15 protein-coding genes are annotated in these 19,839 nt (G+C 69.6%); 9 read left to right on the forward strand and 6 right to left on the reverse strand.

The annotated features are described in order from the left end of the window. Window positions 1-5 precede the first annotated feature (5 nt). The 8 genes from rpmH (at window position 6) to CIK71_RS15315 (ending at window position 6,294) form a co-directional block, all read left to right on the forward strand. Window positions 6-143, forward strand: a complete 138-nt coding sequence (rpmH, locus tag CIK71_RS15280) for a 50S ribosomal protein L34 (RefSeq protein WP_096166548.1) — start codon at window positions 6-8, stop codon at window positions 141-143. 42 nt (window positions 144-185) lie between these two features. Continuing rightward, entirely contained in the window at window positions 186-554 is a 369-nt protein-coding gene (gene rnpA, locus CIK71_RS15285) for a ribonuclease P protein component (RefSeq protein WP_096166549.1), read from the forward strand. Then, the gene (gene yidD / locus CIK71_RS15290) at window positions 551-841 is read left to right on the forward strand and encodes a membrane protein insertion efficiency factor YidD (RefSeq protein WP_096166550.1); all 291 of its coding nucleotides are present in this window, start codon (window positions 551-553) and stop codon (window positions 839-841) included. Before rnpA ends, yidD begins: the two co-directional genes overlap by 4 nt. An 85-nt stretch (window positions 842-926) precedes the next feature. Continuing rightward, window positions 927-2,033, forward strand: a complete 1,107-nt coding sequence (gene yidC / locus CIK71_RS15295; protein ID WP_096166551.1) for a membrane protein insertase YidC — start codon at window positions 927-929, stop codon at window positions 2,031-2,033. Between the two features lie 75 nt (window positions 2,034-2,108). Then, on the forward strand, window positions 2,109-2,786 hold the full coding sequence (locus tag CIK71_RS15300) for a Jag family protein (protein ID WP_096166552.1): 678 nt from the start codon (window positions 2,109-2,111) through the stop codon (window positions 2,784-2,786). An 8-nt stretch (window positions 2,787-2,794) separates the two neighbouring features. Further along, entirely contained in the window at window positions 2,795-3,460 is a 666-nt protein-coding gene (gene rsmG / locus CIK71_RS15305) for a 16S rRNA (guanine(527)-N(7))-methyltransferase RsmG (protein WP_096166553.1), read from the forward strand. 34 nt (window positions 3,461-3,494) lie between these two features. Then, window positions 3,495-4,376, forward strand: a complete 882-nt coding sequence (locus tag CIK71_RS15310; protein ID WP_096166587.1) for a ParA family protein — start codon at window positions 3,495-3,497, stop codon at window positions 4,374-4,376. A gap of 88 nt (window positions 4,377-4,464) precedes the next feature. Further along, complete coding sequence (locus CIK71_RS15315; protein WP_096166554.1) at window positions 4,465-6,294, forward strand: ParB/RepB/Spo0J family partition protein; 1,830 nt, start codon at window positions 4,465-4,467, stop codon at window positions 6,292-6,294. Window positions 6,295-9,172: 2,878 nt separating this feature from the next. Here CIK71_RS15315 and CIK71_RS15320 read toward each other — a convergent pair. From CIK71_RS15320 to CIK71_RS15345, 6 genes are all read right to left on the reverse strand, one after another. Beyond that, the gene (locus CIK71_RS15320) at window positions 9,173-9,622 is read right to left on the reverse strand and encodes a hypothetical protein (protein WP_096166555.1); all 450 of its coding nucleotides are present in this window, start codon (window positions 9,620-9,622) and stop codon (window positions 9,173-9,175) included. 27 nt (window positions 9,623-9,649) lie between these two features. Further along, window positions 9,650-10,732 (reverse strand): thioredoxin-disulfide reductase, encoded by a 1,083-nt coding sequence (gene trxB / locus CIK71_RS15325; RefSeq protein ID WP_096166556.1) that lies wholly within the window; start codon window positions 10,730-10,732, stop codon window positions 9,650-9,652. Between the two features lie 107 nt (window positions 10,733-10,839). Continuing rightward, window positions 10,840-11,409: a hypothetical protein gene (locus tag CIK71_RS15330; RefSeq protein ID WP_096166557.1), complete on the reverse strand. Its 570-nt coding sequence runs from the start codon at window positions 11,407-11,409 to the stop codon at window positions 10,840-10,842. Continuing rightward, window positions 11,406-13,922 (reverse strand): protein kinase family protein, encoded by a 2,517-nt coding sequence (locus CIK71_RS15335; RefSeq protein ID WP_096166558.1) that lies wholly within the window; start codon window positions 13,920-13,922, stop codon window positions 11,406-11,408. Before CIK71_RS15335 ends, CIK71_RS15330 begins: the two co-directional genes overlap by 4 nt. A 54-nt stretch (window positions 13,923-13,976) precedes the next feature. Further along, on the reverse strand, window positions 13,977-15,716 hold the full coding sequence (murJ, locus tag CIK71_RS15340; protein ID WP_096166559.1) for a murein biosynthesis integral membrane protein MurJ: 1,740 nt from the start codon (window positions 15,714-15,716) through the stop codon (window positions 13,977-13,979). Beyond that, the gene (locus CIK71_RS15345; RefSeq protein ID WP_241963898.1) at window positions 15,713-18,193 is read right to left on the reverse strand and encodes a DUF6049 family protein; all 2,481 of its coding nucleotides are present in this window, start codon (window positions 18,191-18,193) and stop codon (window positions 15,713-15,715) included. Before CIK71_RS15345 ends, murJ begins: the two co-directional genes overlap by 4 nt. A 161-nt stretch (window positions 18,194-18,354) precedes the next feature. Here CIK71_RS15345 and CIK71_RS15350 point away from each other — a divergent pair, with 161 nt between their 5' ends. Further along, a complete protein-coding gene (locus tag CIK71_RS15350) occupies window positions 18,355-19,770 on the forward strand; it encodes a CCA tRNA nucleotidyltransferase (RefSeq protein WP_096166589.1) in 1,416 nt (471 codons plus the stop codon). Window positions 19,771-19,839 lie beyond the last annotated feature (69 nt).

Raw genomic sequence — 19,839 nt, forward strand, 5'->3', positions numbered from 1 at the left:
AACCGATGAGCAAGCGCACGTTCCAGCCGAACAACCGTCGTCGCGCGAAGAAGCACGGCTTCCGCGCCCGCATGCGCACCCGCGCCGGCCGCGCCATCCTGAACGCACGCCGTTCCAAGGGTCGCGCCGAGCTCTCGGCCTGAGTCGCTGTCCCGACGTGACCTGCGGCGTCACCCCATGACTCCGTGAACTGGTCCAGTCACCGGCTGCACACCGGCGACGAGTTCCGCGCCGTCACCCGTGGTGGCGTCCGCAGCGCCCGATCCCACGTGGTCGTGCACCTCTCCCTGCTCACGCAGGAGGGGGACGCACCCCGCGTGGGATTCGTCGTGTCCAAGAGGATCGGCAACGCCGTAGTGCGCAACCGTGTGACCCGTCGGCTCCGCGAGATCGTGCGCTCGCGGTTCGAGACCCTGCCTCCGGGCTCGGGGATCGTGCTGCGAGCGCTGCCGGGCATCGATGAGCAGCCCTTCGCCGAGCTCGAGGCCGATGTCGTCGGGGCTCTCGGCGCCGCGACGCGCAAGCTCGAGCGCCGCACACGGACCGTCTCATGACCACGCTGCTGCGGTCGGTCCTGCGACTGCCCCGTCGGGCGCTCGCACTGCTGGTGCGCGGCTACCAGGTAGGCATCTCGCCCTACACCCCGCCGGCCTGCCGGTACGATCCCGTGTGCTCGCAGTACGGCATGGACGCCCTGCGAGTGCACGGAGCGGTGAAGGGCACGCTGCTGACCGCCGGCCGGATCGTGCGCTGCAACCCGCTCAGCCACGGCGGTCCCGATCCTGTTCCCGCCCCCGGCATGTGGAGGAATCCACGCCGACTGCGGCACCCGGCCCACTAGGGCCTACCCTTGACCCAGATTCCCGACCACAGCCGACACCTCGCATGAACGGCATGCGCATCCGTGCGGCAGGAAGACCAGGCCGATGAACCCCCTGTATCCGATCGAATGGGCCGTGGCATGGCTCATGGTGAAGTTCCATGCCATGCTCTCGGTCTTCATGGACCCGGACGCCGGGCTCACCTGGGTGCTCTCGATCGTGGGCCTCACCGTCGTGGTGCGAACCCTGATCATCCCGCTGTTCGTGCGCCAGATCCGTGCATCGCGCGCGATGCAGATGGTCTCGCCGGAGCTGCAGGCCGTGCAGAAGAAGTACAAGGGCAAGACGGACCAGGCCTCGAAGCAGAAGATGGCCGAAGAGACCATGGCGATCTACAAGGACGCCGGGGCCAGCCCGTTCTCCTCGTGCCTGCCCATGCTGCTCCAGATGCCGATCTTCTTCGGTCTGTTCCGCGTGCTGTTCTACAAGCTGCCGGAGGCTGCGGAGGGGGCGGGCTTCGGCCCGCTGACGCCGGAGCTCGCCCAGAGCGCCCGGAACTCGGCGTTCATCGGGAACGTCACCATCTCCGACAGCTTCCTGTCGCCCGGCGACGGCCAGCTCACCACCCGTATCATCGCGGGCATCATCATCGCCTGCATGTGCGCGGTCACCTTCTTCACCCAGAAGTCGCTGACCATGAAGAACATGCCGAAGGCGGCCCTCGAGGGCCCCATGGCCAGCACCCAGAAGATGATGCTGTACATGCTCCCGTTCATCTACGTGATCACGGGGCCCGGCATGCCGATCGGTGTGCTCATCTACTGGCTGACCACCAACGTGTGGACCTTCGGCCAGCAGTACATCGTCATCCGCGCCACCCCCACGCCGGGGTCCGACGCCGCGCGCGAGCGCCACGATCGCATCAATGCCAAGCGGGAGAGGAAGGGCCTGGAGCCCCTCGACTTCACCCCGCCCAAGAAGGTCTCCGCCGAGCCGGAGCCCGAGCAGGCCATCCGCGTGCAGCCGCCGGCGAAGAACAAGGGCGGCAAGAAGCTCTCCGACGAGGAGAAGCTCGAGCGCGCTCGAGAGGCCCGCGAGAAGGCGGCCGAGGAGCGGCGCAGGGCCCAGGAGGCTGCGGGCGAGACGCCCGCGCCGAAGCCGTCGGGCGCCTCCGCGCTCAACAAGGGCGCCAAGAAGAAGCGCAAGAAGTGACCTCGCATCCCGGGAGCATCGAAGCTCCCGGGATGCACCTGACTCTCATCCCGAGCTTGTCCCCGGAGGATCCACATGAACGACACCACGTCCGACGTCCCCACGTCCGAGGAGACCGCTGCCCCGTCGCACGAGGCGCACGCCGACGCAGCGGCAGCGACCACCGAGGCAGCGGACGCCGCCGGCACGACCGACACCGCGGGGAGCGCCGACACGGCTGAGGCAGCTGACGCGACTGACGGAGCTGACGCGGCTGACACTGCGGAGACGCCGGAGACCGACGAGGAGCGCATGCGTCGGCTCGAGGAGGAGGGCGACATCGCCGCGGACTACCTCGAGGAGCTGCTGGACATCACGGACATGGACGGCGACATCGACATCGATGTCGACGGTGACCGGGCCTCCGTGGAGATCGCCGGAGCGGACCGGCTCGCGACGCTGAACCGCCCCAAGGGCGAGCTGCTGGACGCTCTGCAGGAGCTCACCCGGCTCGCGGTGCAGACCCGTACCGGCGCCCGCTCCCGACTGATGCTGGACATCGGCGGGTTCCGTGCCGAGCACAAGGGCAGCCTCGAGGAGCTGGCCGAGCAGGCTGTCGCACAGGCCCGAGAGGGCGGCGAGGCCGTGCCGCTGCGGCCGATGAACCCCTTCGAGCGCAAGGTCGTCCACGACGTCGCCAAGCGCGAGGGCCTGCGCTCCGAGTCCGACGGCGACGGCAAGAACCGTCACGTCGTCATCTACCCGGAAGCCTGAGGCGCATCGTGCTCCCCCTCCCCGAATCCCTGCGGCCGTCGGCCGAGCGTCTGTTCACGGACCGTCTCGAGCTGGCGCACCGTTTCGCGAGCATGCTCGCGGAGCAGGGCCCCGAGCGCGGCCTCATCGGTCCGCGCGAGGTCGAGCGGCTGTGGGAGCGGCACATCCTCAACTGCGCGCTGATGACCGACGCGATCGGTCCCGACGTGAAGACACTGGCGGACGTCGGCTCCGGTGCCGGGCTGCCGGGCGTGGTGATCGCGATCGCCCGCCCGGACCTCGATGTCACCCTGATCGAGACCATGCAGCGCCGTGCGATCTGGCTCGAGGAGGTCGATGCCGAGCTCGGTCTCGGCCTCGAGGTGGTGCGCTCGCGGGCCGAGGACCTGCACGGCGTGCGATCCTTCGACGTGGTGACGGCACGGGCCGTGGCCGCGCTCGACAAGCTCGCCCGGTGGACGCTCCCGCTGGTCGCCGATGACGGTGCGCTGCTGGCGATGAAGGGCGGCTCTGCCGCCGAGGAGGTCGCCAAGGCGGACAAGGTGCTGCGCAAGCTGGGCGGGGTCGATCCGCGCATCGCGCAGTACGGGGCAGGCGAGGTCGAGGTTCCCACTACAGTGGTCCAAGTGCGTCGCCGAGCCCAGGCGACCAGGAAGGGAGAGGTACGTGGCTGATCTGCACGAGGGTTCCTCCCCGGGGCACGGTGCGATGGAGGACACTCCGCTGATGCGAGAGCTCGCCAGGGACCATGCCCGACGCAAGCAGCTCGACGGCGTCGAGTTCGCTGCGCCCGAGACCACGAGGGTGATCACGATCGCCAACCAGAAGGGCGGGGTGGGCAAGACCTCCACCACCGTCAACGTCGCGGCCGCTCTCGCGCTGGGTGGTCTGAACGTGCTGGTGATCGACGCGGATCCGCAGGGCAACACGTCCACCGCGCTGAACATCGAGCACCATGCCGAGGTGGCGAGCATGTACGAGGTGCTCGTCGAGTCCGCACCCTTGCAGGACGTGGTCCAGGATGTCCCTGACATGGACGGCCTGCTGTGCGCGCCCGCCACCATCAACCTCTCCGGGGCGGAGATCGAGCTGGTCTCGCTCGTCGCCCGCGAGAACCGGCTGCGCAACGCGATCCGCGACTATCTCGAGCACCGCGATGACGAAGGGCTTCCGAGCCTGGACTACGTGCTGATCGATTGCCCGCCGTCGCTGGGCCTGCTGACCGTCAACGCTCTGGTCGCGGCCCGCGAGGTGCTCATCCCGATCCAGGCGGAGTACTACGCTCTCGAGGGTCTGAGCCTGCTGCTGAACAACATCGAGCTGATCCGCCAGCATCTGAACCCGGATCTGGTGGTCTCCTCGATCATGCTGACCATGTACGACGCCCGAACCCGGCTCGCCGCACAGGTCGCCCAGGATGTCCGTGAGCACTTCCCCGAGCAGACTCTGGAGACCACGATCCCGCGTTCGGTGAGGATCTCGGAGGCCCCCAGCTACGGGCAGACGGTGCTCACGTACGACCCGGGATCCAGCGGTGCGCTCGCGTATCGCGCGGCAGCCCACGAACTCACTATTCGCCCAGCCCCTTGATTGTGACCTCGGGACACCACCACGATGATGCGGTGCGTGTCCCGGCATCTCTCCCCTGGTGGACATTCATTCCGGAAGGACAACGGCCATGACGCAGAAGCGAGGACTCGGTCGAGGACTCGGCGCCCTGATCCCGGGCGCGGGGACCAGCCCCGCTCCCGAGCAGGAGCTGCGCACTCGTGTGCGCCCGGCGTCGCAGGACGGTGAGCGCACCGCCCGAGATCGTCCGGTCGACATGTTCTTCTCCGGTGATCGGGTCTCCGAGGCCGAGGAGCGCGAGGAGCGCGCCCGCAGCGGACGCCACGACATCGCCGACGACATGGCCCGCGCCGCCGCCACCCGTCGGGGCCGCGGCTCCACCTCGCGCACCACGACGACCCGCGGCACCGCGGCGACCAAGGCTGCTGCCGCCGCCACGGCGACGGTCGACGAGGCGCCTGCGGAGGTCGCAGAGGCTCCGGCCAAGAAGACCCCGGCGAAGAAGCCCGCAGCGGCGAAGAAGACTGCCACGGCGAAGAAGACCACGCCTGCGAGGAAGGCTCCTGCGAAGGCGTCCACCAAGGCATCCCCGGCGCAGCCCTCCACCGCGAAGACCCCTGCGAAGAAGACGGCCGCCACGGAGCCCGCCGCGCCGGCGAAGGCCGATGCGGTGGAGGTCCCCGATACGTCGACGACGAGCCCCGCTCCGACGCCGACTCCGACGACGGAGACTGCGGCCCCGGCCCCTGGCTCGGACCCGACCCCCAAGGCCGCGGAGACCGCTCCGGCCGCCGAGGACACCCCGGTCGTAGACGTCGAGCCCGCAGAGCCCGCTCCCGCTCAGCCGGTCGAGGACGTCGAGGCTGCGGCTCCGACCGCGTCCCCGGGAACAGCCACCCAGCCAGAGGCCGCGAGTGAGTCCGCGCCGGAGGCCGAGCCTGCGCCCGAGCCCGAGCCCGAGCCCGAGGCCCAGACCGCCCCCGAGAGCGAGCCCAAGGCTGAGACCGCGACGGAGCCCGATGCCGCGCCGGAGGAGGAGGTCGACGCGACGGTCGAGTCGGGCAGTGCCGATGATCGTTCGCGCCGGGGTCTGGTCAGCGTGCCCGGCGCGGAGTTCGCGGAGATCCCGATCCATGAGATCCGGGAGAACCCGCGCAACCCGCGCACGATGTTCGATGACGACGAACTCGACGAGCTGGCGTTCTCGCTGCGTGAGGTCGGTGTTCTGCAGCCGGTCGTGGTTCGCCCGATCCCCGTCACCGATGAGGGCGAGTCCTTCGAGCTCGTCATGGGTGAGCGTCGTTGGCGTGCCGCCCGACGGGCAGAGCTCACCTCGATTCCCGCGATCATCCGTGAAACCAGCGATGACGATCTCCTGCGCGATGCTCTTCTCGAGAACCTCCACCGGGCACAGCTGAACCCGCTCGAGGAGGCCAATGCCTACCAGCAGCTGCTGGAGGACTTCGGGTGCACGCAGGACGAGCTCGGCGACCGCATCGGTCGTTCTCGTCCCCAGATCACCAACACGCTGCGCCTGTTGCGTCTGCCGGCGCTTGTGCAGCGTCGACTTGCCAGCGGTGCCCTGAGCGCCGGGCACGCTCGCGCCCTGCTCGCACTGGACGATCAGACCTTGATGGAGGAGCTCGCCCAGCGCATCGTGTCGGAGGGGCTTTCCGTGCGCGCTGTGGAGCGCCTGGTGTCCCGTGGTGGTCAACAGGAGACGGGAACGCGTGTTGCGCGCCGTACCAGCTACGACCCGCACGTCGTGGACGTGACGAGCCGCCTGTCCAACCGCCTGGAGACGCCCGTGAAGATCGACGTGGGCAAGCGCAAGGGCAAGATCACGATGGAATTCAGCAATCTCGAGGACCTCGATCGACTGCTCGAGTCCATGGGCCTGGATGTGGCGAAGTCCGAGGGCGACCAGCGCACCACCTGATGTATGACGACAACAGGGCCGGCCAGAGTGCCGGCCCTTTTGTCGTGCCGCACGACCGTGAAACCCGCGGACACGAACTCCCGAATAGCCGGCAGTATCGACTCTGTCGACATGCGACCAATATATGAGATAGATCACTGCTGTCGACGCTACGGGCCTCGGCTCGGAGTGGGTGGCGACGAGGACGGCTCGGGCTCCCCGCCCCGGGGCCGGTGAATGCTGGGCCCGGGACTATCCACAATGACACCACATTGTGTGTATGCAGGTCAGCGGTGACTTCTCTCTGTTATCCACCGATGTGCACGAGTATGTGGACAGAGCTGCAGCACGGCCGATCTCGCGGGTTAAGTGGCGCCACCGGCCTGTCTCAGATCGTGGGTTTCCCGTGAAACGGGGCCGTGACAGCGGCAGGCTCGGGGTCAGGCGCCATGCGACCCGCATCCGCACCCGCCCCCGCAGCCGCACCCGAGACCGCAGCCGCATCCGCATCTCAGCCGGAAGCGCAGGTCGGCAACTTTGCTGTTTCCCGTGGAACCTCACGCTCGGCCCTTTCGTCTACTGCGCAAGCGCACCGTCGCGCAAGGCGAGCCGGCACTATCTCCCTTCCGGTGTTGTCGGGGGTGGAAGCTGCTGTCCGCTTGCGTGCGGAGCCGCGTGACCAGTTGGGCGTGCCGGCTCTCCTGACAGACGCAGGTTTTCGCAGGTTCCACGTGGAACGCGGACGGTAGATCTCCGTTGTGGGTCACATAGTGCGCTGGAGTCACATCGGGGGTCACTTTGGGGTCGGTTTCCCGTGAAACTGTCACTTCCTGGCGGGCTGGCGGGCTGGCGGGCTGGCGGGCTGGCAGGCGGTTGGCTCGAGGCGTCTATTGGTACCTCACCCCCCAGGTTTGATGATCGGCTGCCGCCGCAGTGCTCAAAATTCAAGTTTCCCGTGAAACCTGGTTCTGCGAAGGGTTGGGAGACCAACGATCCGCGACGCCCGTCGACACCACCATGTCGCGTGTCGAGTTTCCATGCACTTTGCATCGGGCCGTAGACGTTTGAGAAATCCTGCAGTTTCCCGTGAAACTGTGTCCTCAAGCGATCAGTCCTACCGCGACGAACTCCGGCGTACGGATGGCTCGCACGACCCGCGCATGGCAGGCCTGTGCGTTTGGACCTACTCCGCTAGGCTTCACGGGAAACACGAATGCTTGTCCCGGCAACACCGCGCCTATTGACTGTGTATTGCGAAGAGCGAGACCGACGAGGACGCTTCACGTGAAACGGCCGCAGGCGTGGTGCATACGCTCCTTGTGCACTTTTGAGACGTGGAGATCGCATAGTGACCGGTAAGCTCGATTCCAAGTGTGGCGACCGGAGGGGTCTGCCCGATTGTGCGTTCCCAGAATTGGGCACCGCTTCAGATCTTGGGATATGAGGTGCGCGTCAGTCCTGATCGCACCGACGGTGAGGTGGCGCAATGACTAGCGCCGCAGGTTTCACGTGCAACGCCAAGTATGGGATGAGTTGAGAGACCTGTGCGTCCGACGCTCCCACTCGCCCGTCCCGTCTTCCGGCACAAGCTAAGGGTGCCGCGGAGGTTTCACGGGGAACGTGGGACCTGACGCTCAGCCGGGTATGTGCCCCGGGCCTACCGCACGCCTATTTTGTGCAGCAGCAGAGCCACCCGTTGGCACCGCCCGCCTTGCGCATACGGCTTTGCGGCTTTCCTTCCAGCAGCGACGGGGTGCTCAGGTGTTCACGGCTGGAGCCGGAAGGCATCGTCACCGGGTACAAGGGCCGGCCTCCTACTGCGACGTTTCACGTGAAGCAGTGGCGGCGGCACATCCGAGTGCGTAATGCGGGCGATGCAGCTGCGCTCGCGATCCACTCGACGCGCTCTGCTGCGTGGCTCCCGAAGCAGGCCCCCTGACTCACCCCGCCCCGATTCCAACGAGTAGTCAATCACGTTTCACGGGAAACGCGCAGTGCGCCGCGCAATGTGGGCCCACATGTTGTTCCCGGCGTTACTGCGCTCGAGACCTCAGAGCGACGACCAGTTCTGGTCGTGTTCGACCCGTGCTCGTCGGCGCATCCCTTGCCCGGGTTTCACGGGAAACTGCGTGCCCAGCCGACACCGATGTCTGCCTCGAGCCCGTGCTCGCCGATGGAGCAAGCACTGCGCTGCCCCGGCCTCTCATGAACGCTCGGCGACGTGCAGCTGAACTGATGGCTCCGTCTCCGCATGATTCACGTGGAACGTCGGTGACCATCCGGTCACTGGAATTCGGAAGTGCCGGCGTGGTCGGCCTCCAAAAGAAGACCCGGACATCGCCGGGGGTTCGAGGCCAGCGCATGGTCGATGACGGCACACTACTTCGACCCATCCACGTGACACTGCTGCGGATCGCTTGTTGTGGACGAAGGGCGACGCTCACTCGAGATATGCACAGTGTGCGTAACGTTGTGGACAACCGGCACGAGCGCCGTGACTGCAGTCACACTTCATCTCTTTGTGACCGAAAGCCGGCGATCGGGAGTCCACTGGCTCAACTCTGCGTCGCTGCAGGTCAACGGCACATTGTGGGCTCACGTGCGGATCGGCGCGACAGCGAGTTATCCACAATCGCTTGTGGACAAGGCTGTGGACAGACGCGCTCCCGACTGTGGACATCGATGTGGACAACGTTGTGGAAGAAGCCAACAGTGCACGTCAGCCGCGCCCATTGCGGCGGACTTGACGTGCGGCGGCAGGCGTGTGCTGATCTCGGCTCGAGCCATACCCACACCGGGGCTCCGGGCCTGGGTGCGGGCCCGCTCGGTGCCATCCGTGCCCCATGGCCGCCAACCCGCTCCCTGTTCCCTGCGCCGCCGCAGAGACGCAGACGAGCCGTCAGCTGCTGGTCGGGGCGGCCTGACCGTCGCTGCCGCTTCGTGAAACCTCGCCCGGCCCGAATTCCTCGGCGATCACATGCTTCGGGAGGGCGCCAGTGCGGCGGTGGTTCACGGCCCAGCGGCCTGACAGGACGATGTCGTCCCCCGTCGGCGTCTTCCCCGCAAGGTCCTCCACGACACCCATGAGCGCGTCGTCGGCGGTGGCGTCCACGGACTCCACCGGGTGCAGACGGAGCCACGTAGGCACCACCTCGACCTCGAGGAGGTCCAGTACGTCGTCCTGCGCGGAGTCCACGAGGACGGCACGCACTGCGCTTCCCCAGCGTCGGCTGAGCTCACGCAGCAGCGTGGGGGCAGGACGCGACGGCCCGGCCCAGTCGGCCGTCACGAGGACGATCGCAACTGGGCCGGGCCGCGTGGAGCTGTTCTCGACAGCGGCACCGGACATGCGCGAGATGAGGGGGTGGGCCGGCGATCAGCTCACGGCCGGGGCGGCTGCCTCCGCCGCCTGCTCGGCCTTCGCCTGCTCGTCGGCCAGAGCTGCCTGATCGGTGAGCCAGCGCTCGGCGTCCAGAGCAGCCTGGCAGCCGGTGCCGGCGGCCGTGATCGCCTGGCGGTAGGTGTGGTCCACGACGTCCCCGGCGGCGAAGACGCCGGGAACCGAGGTGTAGGTCGAGCGGCCCTGGCACACGATGTAGCCCTCGTCGTCGAGCTCGAGCTTGCCTCGCACCAGATCGGTGCGGGGCAGGTGCCCGATCGCCTCGAACACGGCCGTGGTGGGAAGGATCCGTTGCTCGCCGGTGATCGTGTCGCGCAGCGTCACGGACTCGACCTTGTCGGTGCCGTTGATGCTGAGCACCTCGCTGTTCCAGGCGAAGGACAGCTTGGGATCGGCCTCGGCGCGGCGGGCCATGATCTTGGAGGCGCGCAGCTCGTCACGACGGTGCACGAGCGTCACCGACTTGCCGAAGCGGGTCAGGAAGGTGGCCTCCTCGACGGCGCTGTCGCCGCCGCCCACCACGACGATGTCCTGGTCCTTGAAGAAGAAGCCGTCGCAGGTCGCGCACCAGCTGACGCCCTTGCCCGAGAGCTCCTTCTCCCCGTCGATACCGAGCTCGCGGTAGGCGGAGCCGGTCGAGAGGATGAGGGTCTTGGCGCGGTAGACGGTGCCGTCGTCGAGCGTGACCGTCTTGACCTCGCCCTCGAGCTGGATGTCCACGGCGTCGTCGTAGATGATCTCGGCACCGAAGCGCTCCGCCTGCTCCTGCAGCTGCGTCATCAGCTCAGGGCCCTGGACGCCCTGGGGGAATCCCGGGAAGTTCTCCACGTCGGTGGTGGTCATCAGGGCCCCGCCGGCGTCGAGCGCTCCTGCGATGACCACGGGGTTCATCTCCGCCCGGGCGGTGTAGATCGCTGCGGTGTATCCGGCCGGCCCGGAGCCGACGATGACGACCTCGTGGACCGTGCCGTCGTCGGTGTTCTCCGCAGCGACGGCCGGGGAGGTCTGGGCGGCCGTGGGCGCGCCGAGGATGTTGAGAGCCTGGATGGGCTGCGACATGTCTGTGATGTCCTTCCGTGGAGATCGAGGAGAGTGTGGGGGTCAGCGGGAGGACCGCGACCAAGTATGGAGCACGGGGGTCGTGGTGGCCGGCTGAAGGTGACCGATCAGAGCGATCCGATCATCACTTCGCCGGACCACAGGCGCATCTGGTCCGGATCGGCGGCGTCGGAGTCCGGAGAGCCGCATTCGGGCGTGACCACCAGCGCCGAGACGGTCCCGCCGTTGGCGCGCAACGTCTCGCGGTCCATCGGGCCGTACACGAGCAGCCAGCCGGGCGTCTCGTCCGCGTTCCATGCCACCTCCTCCATGATGAGGATCGATTCCGGGATCCCCTGCGACCGCAGGCACGTCGTGGCGTCGAACGTCGTCGGCGGAACGATCATCCCGGCGTCGAGGAGACGCTGCACCTCGGTGCCGAGGGCGGTCTCATTGACAACGGGCAGACCCGACGAATTCTTCCCGGCGCCCGTTCCCGTGTCGACCGAGGAGGAGACAGCGCGAGAGCGGCTGGCGGTGGACTGCTCGAGCGCGACGGTCAGCTGCACCCCCAGGAGCGCCGCCAGGATGAAGGCCACGAGCACTAGCGGCACGGGCACGCCGAGCATCGAGGCGACGTGCGACCGCTTCCCCCGAGCGCGACGCGTCGCCGAGCTGCGCGACCTCCTGGACGTCATTCGACGGTGATCTCCGCGATCCGGGCGCGGTAGCGATCGGACTCCTTGCTGTCCGGCGGCAGCTCAGGAATGTAGAGAGCGACCTTCTCCGCATCGACGGGCTCGTCGGGCTCGAGGCGCACCTCGCCGTCCCCGGCGAACTTGCCGGAGGCGAGCACGTCGCCGGGCGAGCCGTCGTCGTTCACGGCGCGCAGCTCGAGGGTGCCGCCGGTGTTGCGCGCGGTGGTCACGGTGACGACGGAGAGCTGGGACTCCTCGGCGAAGGACAGCCGCATCCCCACGCCCTCCTTGATGCCGCCGAAGTCCGGGCTGCCGTAGTGCTGGGTGGACCAGAACGTCTCGGTGTCGCCGTCGGTGAGGCGGTCCTGCTGGTCCGTGTGGTCCGGCTCGGCCCCGCCCTCGGCGAACAGCTCCACACCGCTGATCTCGGGCGCGGGCAGCTCCGGTTCCTCGGTGTTCTCGGCAGTGGGTTCGACGGGCGCTTCGCCGGTATCGGTCTCGGTGGGCGTGGTGGGGGCCGCCGCCGTCTCCAGCGGGTCCGTGATCCGGTCGCGCAGACCGGAGGTCGCCGTGGTCACCGCGAAGACTGCCGCGATGATCGTGAACAGCACGGCACCGGCGATGATCCACTGCGACTGCCGCGAGCGCTCCTCCGGCTGCCGCGGGCCCAGCGCGTAGGTGTCGGGGTCGTCGGAGTCCACTGCCACGCTCACCACGTCGCGCAGCAGCGAGCTGCGCGCGTACTGGGAGGTGGGCTCGGCCAAAGGTTCGTCAGGGGCGGAGCTGTCGCGGCCTCGGACCACGATGGGGCCGGTGGCCGCCGCCATCGACTCGGTGCGGCCGACGACCGGCACCGGACCGTCCTCAGGAGCCTGTGCGGGCGTCGCGGCGACCGGTGCGAGCGCCGGATCGGTGGAGTCCTGGGCGGGCTGCTGGGCGGCGGAGGCCGCTGCGGCCGGGGCCAGAGACGCCGCGGCTGCGGGGGCCGACGATTCCGCGGGGTCCGGTGACTGCGGGGAGACAGGGGCGGGCGGGGCGGCCGACGGTGCGTCCGGCTCCGGGGTGACGGGCGGCTGGATGTCGAGATGCCCCGGGAAGGGGCTGGTCGAGCGTTTCTCGGCGAGGTGGAGTTCCTGCACGATCTGCTTCGCCTCGGCCGACGCTGCCGACGCTGCGGCAGCGCCCGCGGCAGCCTGCTCATCCTGCTGAGCCTGGTCGCCCTGATGATCGCTGTCGGCAGCGGCAGCGGCAGCGGCAGCGGCAGCGGCAGCGTCGGGCGCGTCGGAGTCGGTGCGAGCGCCGATCCGGGAGGTCCCGGGGCTCTCGGCGCCGCCGCCGGTCCCGGAGTCGTTCGAGGCTCCGGCAGCGCCTGCCGCCGCGGCCAGGCCGGCGACACCGGCCGTCGCCGCGGCACCCGTGGCTCCGGGCGTCGGGGAGGGCGTCTCGGTCGAGACCGTCGGCGCGATGTCGGCAGCATCCTCGGGCTCGGGCTCGGGCTCGGACGTCGGCGTGGGCTCGGCGGCCGGGCTCGGGGCGGGCTCCGGCGTGGATGCCGACGTGGGCGCGGGGCCGGGCGTGCGAGCGGCGGCGTCGGCCGCACCAGCGGTCGCACCAGCACCAGCAGCAGACGGCGCGGCTGCGCTGGCGGCACCGGCAGCACCGGCGCCTCCGGTCGCCGCGGACGGGCCGGCGCCCTCGTGCGGATACGCCTCGAGCGTGACCGGGATCGACTGCCACGGCTCCAGAGCGGCGATCAGCTCGCGCGTGGTCTCGGGGACATCGTCGGCCGATTCGTTGAGCACCAGATCGCACAGCAGATCCAGATCCGCCGGGATGGGGGTGTCCACGAGGGTCGAGGGGCGGGGCACGAGGCCCGCGGAGTCGTGCTGCGGGCTCCTCCCGCTCAGCGTGCGGTACAGGAGCGTGACCAGGGCGGCCGTGTCCTGGAAGGAAGCGTTCTCGCGGGACCGGTCCAGGCCCACGTGCGCGGCGGCCTCGACGCCCACGCCCAGCACCGTGACCTCCCCGGAGCGGAGGTTCACGAAGAGGCGGTTGGAATCGATGAACTGGTGGCGGACGCCCCGTCGTCGGGCGGCCTCGAGACCGGTGGCGGCCTCACCGATGATCGAGCGGGCCGTCTCGGGATGCAGCTGCGACGAGCCGAGCAGAGCCGCGAGCGGCGGTGCGGGAGGCATCGGGTACTCGACCACGGTGATCGGCCCGACGGCGGGTGCGTCGGGGCTGCTCGTGTCCTGCTCCTCGCGGGGGTCGTCGAGCACGACGATCTCGCGGACGGGCAGCAGCCGGGCATCCTCGACCAGGTAGGCGCGGCGCACCGCATCAGCGGCCTCGAGGGCCGCCTCGCCCTGCACGATGAAGAGGGTGACGTTCTCACCGGTGTCGACCGTGCGGGCACGGTGCCACACCGCGCCCTCTGCGACGCCTGCCAGAGGGATCTTGCCCTCCAGGGTCCACCGGGAACGCAGTGCGTCCTGTAGCGGGTTCGTGTTCACGGACCGTCCTTAACCTCGTCCTGCGGGAATGCGCCGTCACGAGCGAGCTCCATGCTACGAGGTCACCGGCTTCCCGCGGCGCGTCAGCCGGTTCACGACACGTCCGGAGTAGCCGAGCAGCTGGCGGACCTCGCTGATCTTGAGCAGCCAGCCGGCGCCGGCGAACACCGCCGTCATGATCGCGCCGACGACGGCGCCCAGCAGCACCGCGGTGAGTCGGTGGGACCAGAACAGGTCGTCGAGCAGGGCCACCAGCCCTGCGCCCGCGGCCCACGCGATGAGGCCCGCGACCAGCAGCTTCCCGAGCACGAGCCCTTCACGGGCGAGGCTCGGCGGAGTGGTGCCGAGGCGGCGGGCGTGACGACGGAGCTGCCAGGTGCCCATCAGCCAGGAGACCAGGTTGCCGAAGCTCGATGCGCCGGCGGCGGAGGCCGTGGCCCACAGCGGATCGACGGTCAGCAGGATCACCGGAATCGCCGCGAGGCTGATCACGGTGACCGGGATCTGGGTCAGGAACGGGGTGCGGGCGTCCTCGTAGGCGTAGAACACACGCTTGATCAGGTACAGCGACGCGAAGGGCACCAGGCCCAGCATGTAGGCGACCAGCACGGTGCCATTGGCGCGTGCGCCGATCTCGCCGGTGCCGCCGCCGATCACCCACATGATCGGTCCGGCCAGCGCGATGAACAGCACGGCGCACAACATCATCGGCACGGCCAGCATGCGGCTGGTCTCTGCGTAGCGGGCCATGGCCCCGGCGTGGTCGTCGTCCACGGCGCGCCGGGAGATCGCCGGGAAGACGGCGGTGACCACGGCGACGCCGATGATCCCCTGCGGGATCATGAAGGCCATGTAGGCCCAATCCAGGGTGAGCAGGTTCGGGTAGCGGGCGGCGCGCTCGGGATCGTCGCGCAGCTGCTCGGTCATCCAGCCGGCACGGCCGGTCGACCAGCGGGTGGCCCAGATGCCGAGCTGGCCCAGGGCCAGCATCCCGAGGGTCCACAGCCCGATCTTGGAGAGCTTGCCGAGCCCCAGGCCGCGGAATCCCCAGCGGGGGCGCAGGCGCAGATCGAGCTTCTTGACGTACCAGAACAGGAACACGACCTGCGCGGCCGAGCCGCCCACATTGATCGCGGCCATGGCGATGATCATCGGCAGCGTCCAGGTCGCCGGCGAGCCGACCGCTCCCCACATCGCGAAGAACATGCCGGCCCCGATGATGCCCACGAGGTTGTTGAGCACCGGGGCCCACTGGTAGGGCCCGAACGAGTCGTGCGCGTTCAGCAGCTGCCCGCACATCACGTACAGAGCGGAGAAGAAGACCTGGGGCATCATCCAATAGCCCAGCTGCACCGCGAGGGCGTGCGTCTCCGGGGGCAGCACACCGCTGGTGAGGGGCAGCAGCAGGGGCACGCCGACCATGCACACGACGGTGATGCCGAGGGAGACCGCCGCGACCAGGGTCATCAGGCGGGAGATGTAGTCGCCGCCGCGGTCCGGGCGCTTCACGGCCCGCACGATCGCCGGCACCAGGATCGCGTTCAGGGTGCCGCCGCCCACCAGCAGCCACACCGTGTTGGGCAGGGTGTTGGCCGCGCTGAACGCGCTGGCGGCCGAGGACATGGAGCCGGCGAGGATCATGCCGAACATGTAGTTGCGCACGAAGCCGAGCAGACGCGAGATGGTCGAGCCGGCGGCCATGAGCACGCTGGCCTGCATGAGGGTCGAGCGGCTGGAGGCGACGCCCTGGCGGCGGTGGCGCGGGACGTGCTGGGCACGGAGGGCGGAGCTCACGGGGCCTGCTCCTCTCTGTCGTCTGTGTCGGGTGGGTCGTCTGCGGGGCGGTCGTCGTCGGGGTCCGGATCCGGAGCGGGGGTTCCGCTGCCGGTCCCTGCCCGGGCCGACCACGCCTTCGCCGCCGTGCTCGTGTCGACCGTGGAGATGCCGCTGCGGGAGAGCTCCTCGGGATCCTCGGGACCGTGCACGGCCGGCGCCCGGGTGGAGGCTCCCGTGCGTCGGGCCCGGGCCACTCCGACCACCACCAGCAGGCCCATCGCGATGACGATCACCAGCGTGGTCCAGTTCTCCCAGGCGGGGTTCACCGTCAGGGGCACGTCGACCGGCTCGGTCAGCTGCTGACCGTCCTGCGTGGTCAGCACGGTGGTGAGGGTGACGGTGCCGTTGGCGACCGCCTCGACGGGGACGGCCGCATCGACCTGGCTATGGGCCGGGACGGTCACGTCCTCGACCTCCCCGATCTGCACCAGCGGGCGGTCCGACGTGACCTCCGGGCGCACCGTGATCGGGGAGTCGAGATCGTTGGAGATGGTCACCGGCACGCCGACCGAGTCCGAGATGAGGTTGTATCCCGAGGCCGGGATCACCTCGATCCGGTCCTCGAGGCCCTGGGCCGTGTCGCGGGAGTCGTCGGCGAGGGCGGAGAGTCCCTCGGGGTCGCCGCTCCACCGCAGCGAGGTGCCCGAGAGGACCTGCAGCCGGGTGGCGTCGAGGGAGGCGTCGTCCTCCATCGCCGTGGCGAGGACGCCGAGCTGCTGCCACGTGGAGTCCAGGGAACGCAGGGAGACGGGATCCAGCGCGTCCCGCTCGGTCACCGTGGAGCGGTGCTCCCAGAGTCCGTCGCTGCTGGGACCCGAGGGCAGCACCTCGCCGGGGCCGACGGTCCCCAGCGCGTAGGGCGCCCCGGAGTCGTCCTGCGCATCCGTGGTCCAGGACCGCTCCGGGACGGAGTCCAGCAGCGCGCTGGTGCTGCCCTGCTCGATCCAGGGCGCCTCGTCGAGGGCGTCGAGGGCGGCTCCGGCCGCGACCGGGTCGAGCTCGACGGTGGAGCTCGGGGAGATCAGCAGATGGCGCGGCGCGGTCGTGTACTCCGAGGCGATGGTCGCGGTCTCGGCGAGCAGACGCTGCTGGGTCTGCTCGGTGTCGGAGTCGGCGGTGAGGTGCGCGAACTCGTCGGACAGCACCGGGTCCGGGGCCAGCAGCGGCAGCTCGGAGCCGTCGTCGGACTCGTAGACCCCCACCGAGCTCGGCGTGACGGCCGCGTCGAGGTCCGGCCGCAGGGAGCTCGAGGGCACGACGGCGGCATCCGCGCCGGCGTCGAGGAGGGCCTGCAGGGAATCGCCGTCGGCCATCGTGCCCTCGATCCCCATCGCTGAGGCCTCCGGAGCGATCCCGGTTTCCTCCCAGACGGCCGCGCCGCGGGCGTCCACGGCGCGATGCAGCGCCTGGGCGTCCGCCTGCTCGACGCTCACCAGGTCGCTCTGTGCGTAGGGCATCGCGAGCACGGTGCGGTCCCCGACACCGTCACGCAGGGAGGCGGCGAGATCGGCGGAGGCGGCGTCCACCTCGAAGGTCCGGGCGACGGGCGAGTCGGAGTCCGGGTCCCCGGTCTGCTCGGGGTCCGTCGCGTCCTCCGCGCCGTCGCCCTCCGCGCCGTCGTCGTTCGTGTCGTCGCCCGTGTCGTCGGACGGATCCGGATCGACGGGCAGCTGGGGCGGGTCCAGCAGCGCGGGGTCCAGCCACCAGTCCACGTCGTCGCGCTGAGCGAGCTCTCGGGTGCCGGCGAGCCGGCCGGACTCGAGGGACTGCTGATGGGCCTCGGGATCGGTGACCGAGGCGAAGGCGTCCTCCTCCGCCACCGGCAGCAGCACCGACTGCGTGATGGTCGTCTCGGCGCCCGCGGGGCGCCACACCATGAAGGAGCGGATCGAGGCGAGGGGGTCCTCGTCGGCGACCGCGGTCAGGGAGATGCGCCGGGTGCCCCAGTAATAGGGGGCGTCGGAGTAGCCGAGCTCGTCGGCGGCGAGCGTCACCGTGAGGGTCGTGGACTCCCCGGGGGCGAGCTCGTCGACCTCGGGCGACGTCGCCAGGGAGGGGGTGGAGGTGTCGGCGGTGGTGTCGGCCTGCCAGCTGGCGAGGGCCGAGCGATCGGTGACCCGCGAGGTCAGGGTGCGCAGCTCGAGGGAGAGCGCCGGCAGCGGCTCCGAGGAGGTGTTCGTCACCTCGACCCGGGCCGTCAGCGTGCTCCCCTCCTCCAGCGAGGTGGGAGTGAGGGAGACAAGATCCATGCTCACAGCGGCGTCCGTGGCCGGCTTCGGCGGCAGCGCGGGGGCGTCGACGGCGTGCGGGGCACCTGTGGCCTGCGCGGCGGGCAGTGTCGGCAACCCCGCTCCGACCAGCACCGATGCAGTCATGAGCAGTGCCGTCAGGAGTGCGCCGAGCACAGGGTGCACGGAGGGACGGGACGACGGCATGGGGACACTGTAAGCGGCCGCTACCGTAGAGGGGCTGTGGGTGCACGACACCCTCACATCGCGTGGCCCGCTCTCCGATACCCACGACAGGACCCACCGTGAACGACTCCGTCGACGAGACCGCCGAGCGGCTCGACATCGCTCGTACCCGTGCCGCCTCCATGTTCACGGCGCTGCCCGAGGAGATCCACGATCTGGGCAGGCGCTTCGAGGCCGCCGGTCTCGAGCTGGCCCTCGTGGGCGGTCCGGTGCGGGACGCCGTGCTGGGGCGCTCGAGCTCCGACCTCGATTTCACCACCTCGGCCCTCCCGGAGCAGACCGAGGCGATCCTGCGCGAGTGGACGCACGACGGCGCCATCTGGGACATGGGCCGCGACTTCGGCACCCTCGGCGGGATCCGCGACGGCGTGAAGGTCGAGATCACCACCTATCGCACGGAGTCCTACGACCCCACCAGCCGCAAGCCGCAGGTCGCCTACGGGGACACGCTCGAGGGGGACCTCTCCCGCCGTGATTTCACGGTCAACGCGATGGCGGTGCGGCTGCCGTCGCTGGAGCTGGTGGATCCCTTCGACGGGCTCGCGGACCTCTCCCGGACCCTGCTGCGCACCCCCGTCGGCCCCGAGCAGTCCTTCACCGACGATCCGCTGCGCATGATGCGCGCGGTGCGCTTCGTCTCTCAGCTGGGGTTCCGCATCGAGGACAGCACGGCCGACGCGATCGAGGCCCTCGCCGAGCGGATCGCCATCGTCTCCGCCGAGCGGGTGCGCGAGGAGCTCGTCAAGCTCGTGCTCGGCGCCCACCCCCGCGGCGGTCTCGAACTGCTGGTGGAGCTGGGCCTGGCCGCGCACGTGCTGCCCGAGCTGCCGGCCCTGAGCCTCGAGATCGACGAGCACCACCATCACAAGGACGTCTACGAGCACACCCTCACGGTGCTGGACCAGGCGATCGACCTGGAGAGCCCCGCCGGCTCGGGCGGTCCCTGCGAGGCTCCTGACCTGGTGCTGCGCCTGGCCGCCCTGTTCCACGACATCGGCAAGCCCGCCACCCGCCGCTTCGAGAAGGGCGGGGTGGTGACCTTCCGCTTCCACGAGACCGTGGGCGCGAAGATGACCGCGAAGCGGATGAAGGCGATGACCTTCGACAAGGACACCACCAAGAAGGTGGCCCGCCTGGTGGAGCTGCACCTGCGCTTCCACGGCTATGCGGAGGCGCCGTGGACGGATTCGGCCGTGCGCCGCTATGTCACCGATGCCGGCGACCTCCTGCAGCACCTGCACCGGCTCACCCGCGCCGACGTCACGACCCGCAACCGCCGCAAGGCGCGGACGCTGGCCCGTGCCTACGACGAGCTCGAGGCGCGCATCGACCACCTCGCCGAGCAGGAGGAGATCGGTCGGATCCGCCCCGATCTCGACGGCAACCGGATCATGGAGGTCCTCCGGATCGGTCCGGGCCGCGACGTGGGAGAGGCCTACAAGCACCTGCTCGAGCTGCGCATGGAGCACGGGCCTCTCGGCGAGGAGCGCGCGATCGCCGAGCTGCATTCCTGGTGGGAATCCCGCAGCGAGAAGTGAGCGTGTGAGCGGGACCGCACCACTCGTGCACAACCTGTGTTGTTCGACGCCGGGTCGTTCCGTCCGACG

It is taken from the genome of Brachybacterium alimentarium, assembly GCF_002332425.1.
GTDB lineage: Bacteria > Actinomycetota > Actinomycetes > Actinomycetales > Dermabacteraceae > Brachybacterium > Brachybacterium alimentarium.

Coding starts and splice junctions, on each gene's coding strand:
- CIK71_RS15345 (WP_241963898.1), bottom strand. CDS start 18,193: ATGCCGTCGTCCCGTCCCTCCGTGCACCCTGTGCTCGGCGCACTCCTG.
- rpmH (WP_096166548.1), top strand. CDS start 6: ATGAGCAAGCGCACGTTCCAGCCGAACAACCGTCGTCGCGCGAAGAAG.
- CIK71_RS15315 (WP_096166554.1), top strand. CDS start 4,465: ATGACGCAGAAGCGAGGACTCGGTCGAGGACTCGGCGCCCTGATCCCG.
- CIK71_RS15320 (WP_096166555.1), bottom strand. CDS start 9,622: ATGTCCGGTGCCGCTGTCGAGAACAGCTCCACGCGGCCCGGCCCAGTT.
- CIK71_RS15300 (WP_096166552.1), top strand. CDS start 2,109: ATGAACGACACCACGTCCGACGTCCCCACGTCCGAGGAGACCGCTGCC.
- CIK71_RS15330 (WP_096166557.1), bottom strand. CDS start 11,409: ATGACGTCCAGGAGGTCGCGCAGCTCGGCGACGCGTCGCGCTCGGGGG.
- CIK71_RS15310 (WP_096166587.1), top strand. CDS start 3,495: ATGGAGGACACTCCGCTGATGCGAGAGCTCGCCAGGGACCATGCCCGA.
- yidD (WP_096166550.1), top strand. CDS start 551: ATGACCACGCTGCTGCGGTCGGTCCTGCGACTGCCCCGTCGGGCGCTC.
- CIK71_RS15350 (WP_096166589.1), top strand. CDS start 18,355: ATGTTCACGGCGCTGCCCGAGGAGATCCACGATCTGGGCAGGCGCTTC.
- trxB (WP_096166556.1), bottom strand. CDS start 10,732: ATGTCGCAGCCCATCCAGGCTCTCAACATCCTCGGCGCGCCCACGGCC.
- yidC (WP_096166551.1), top strand. CDS start 927: ATGAACCCCCTGTATCCGATCGAATGGGCCGTGGCATGGCTCATGGTG.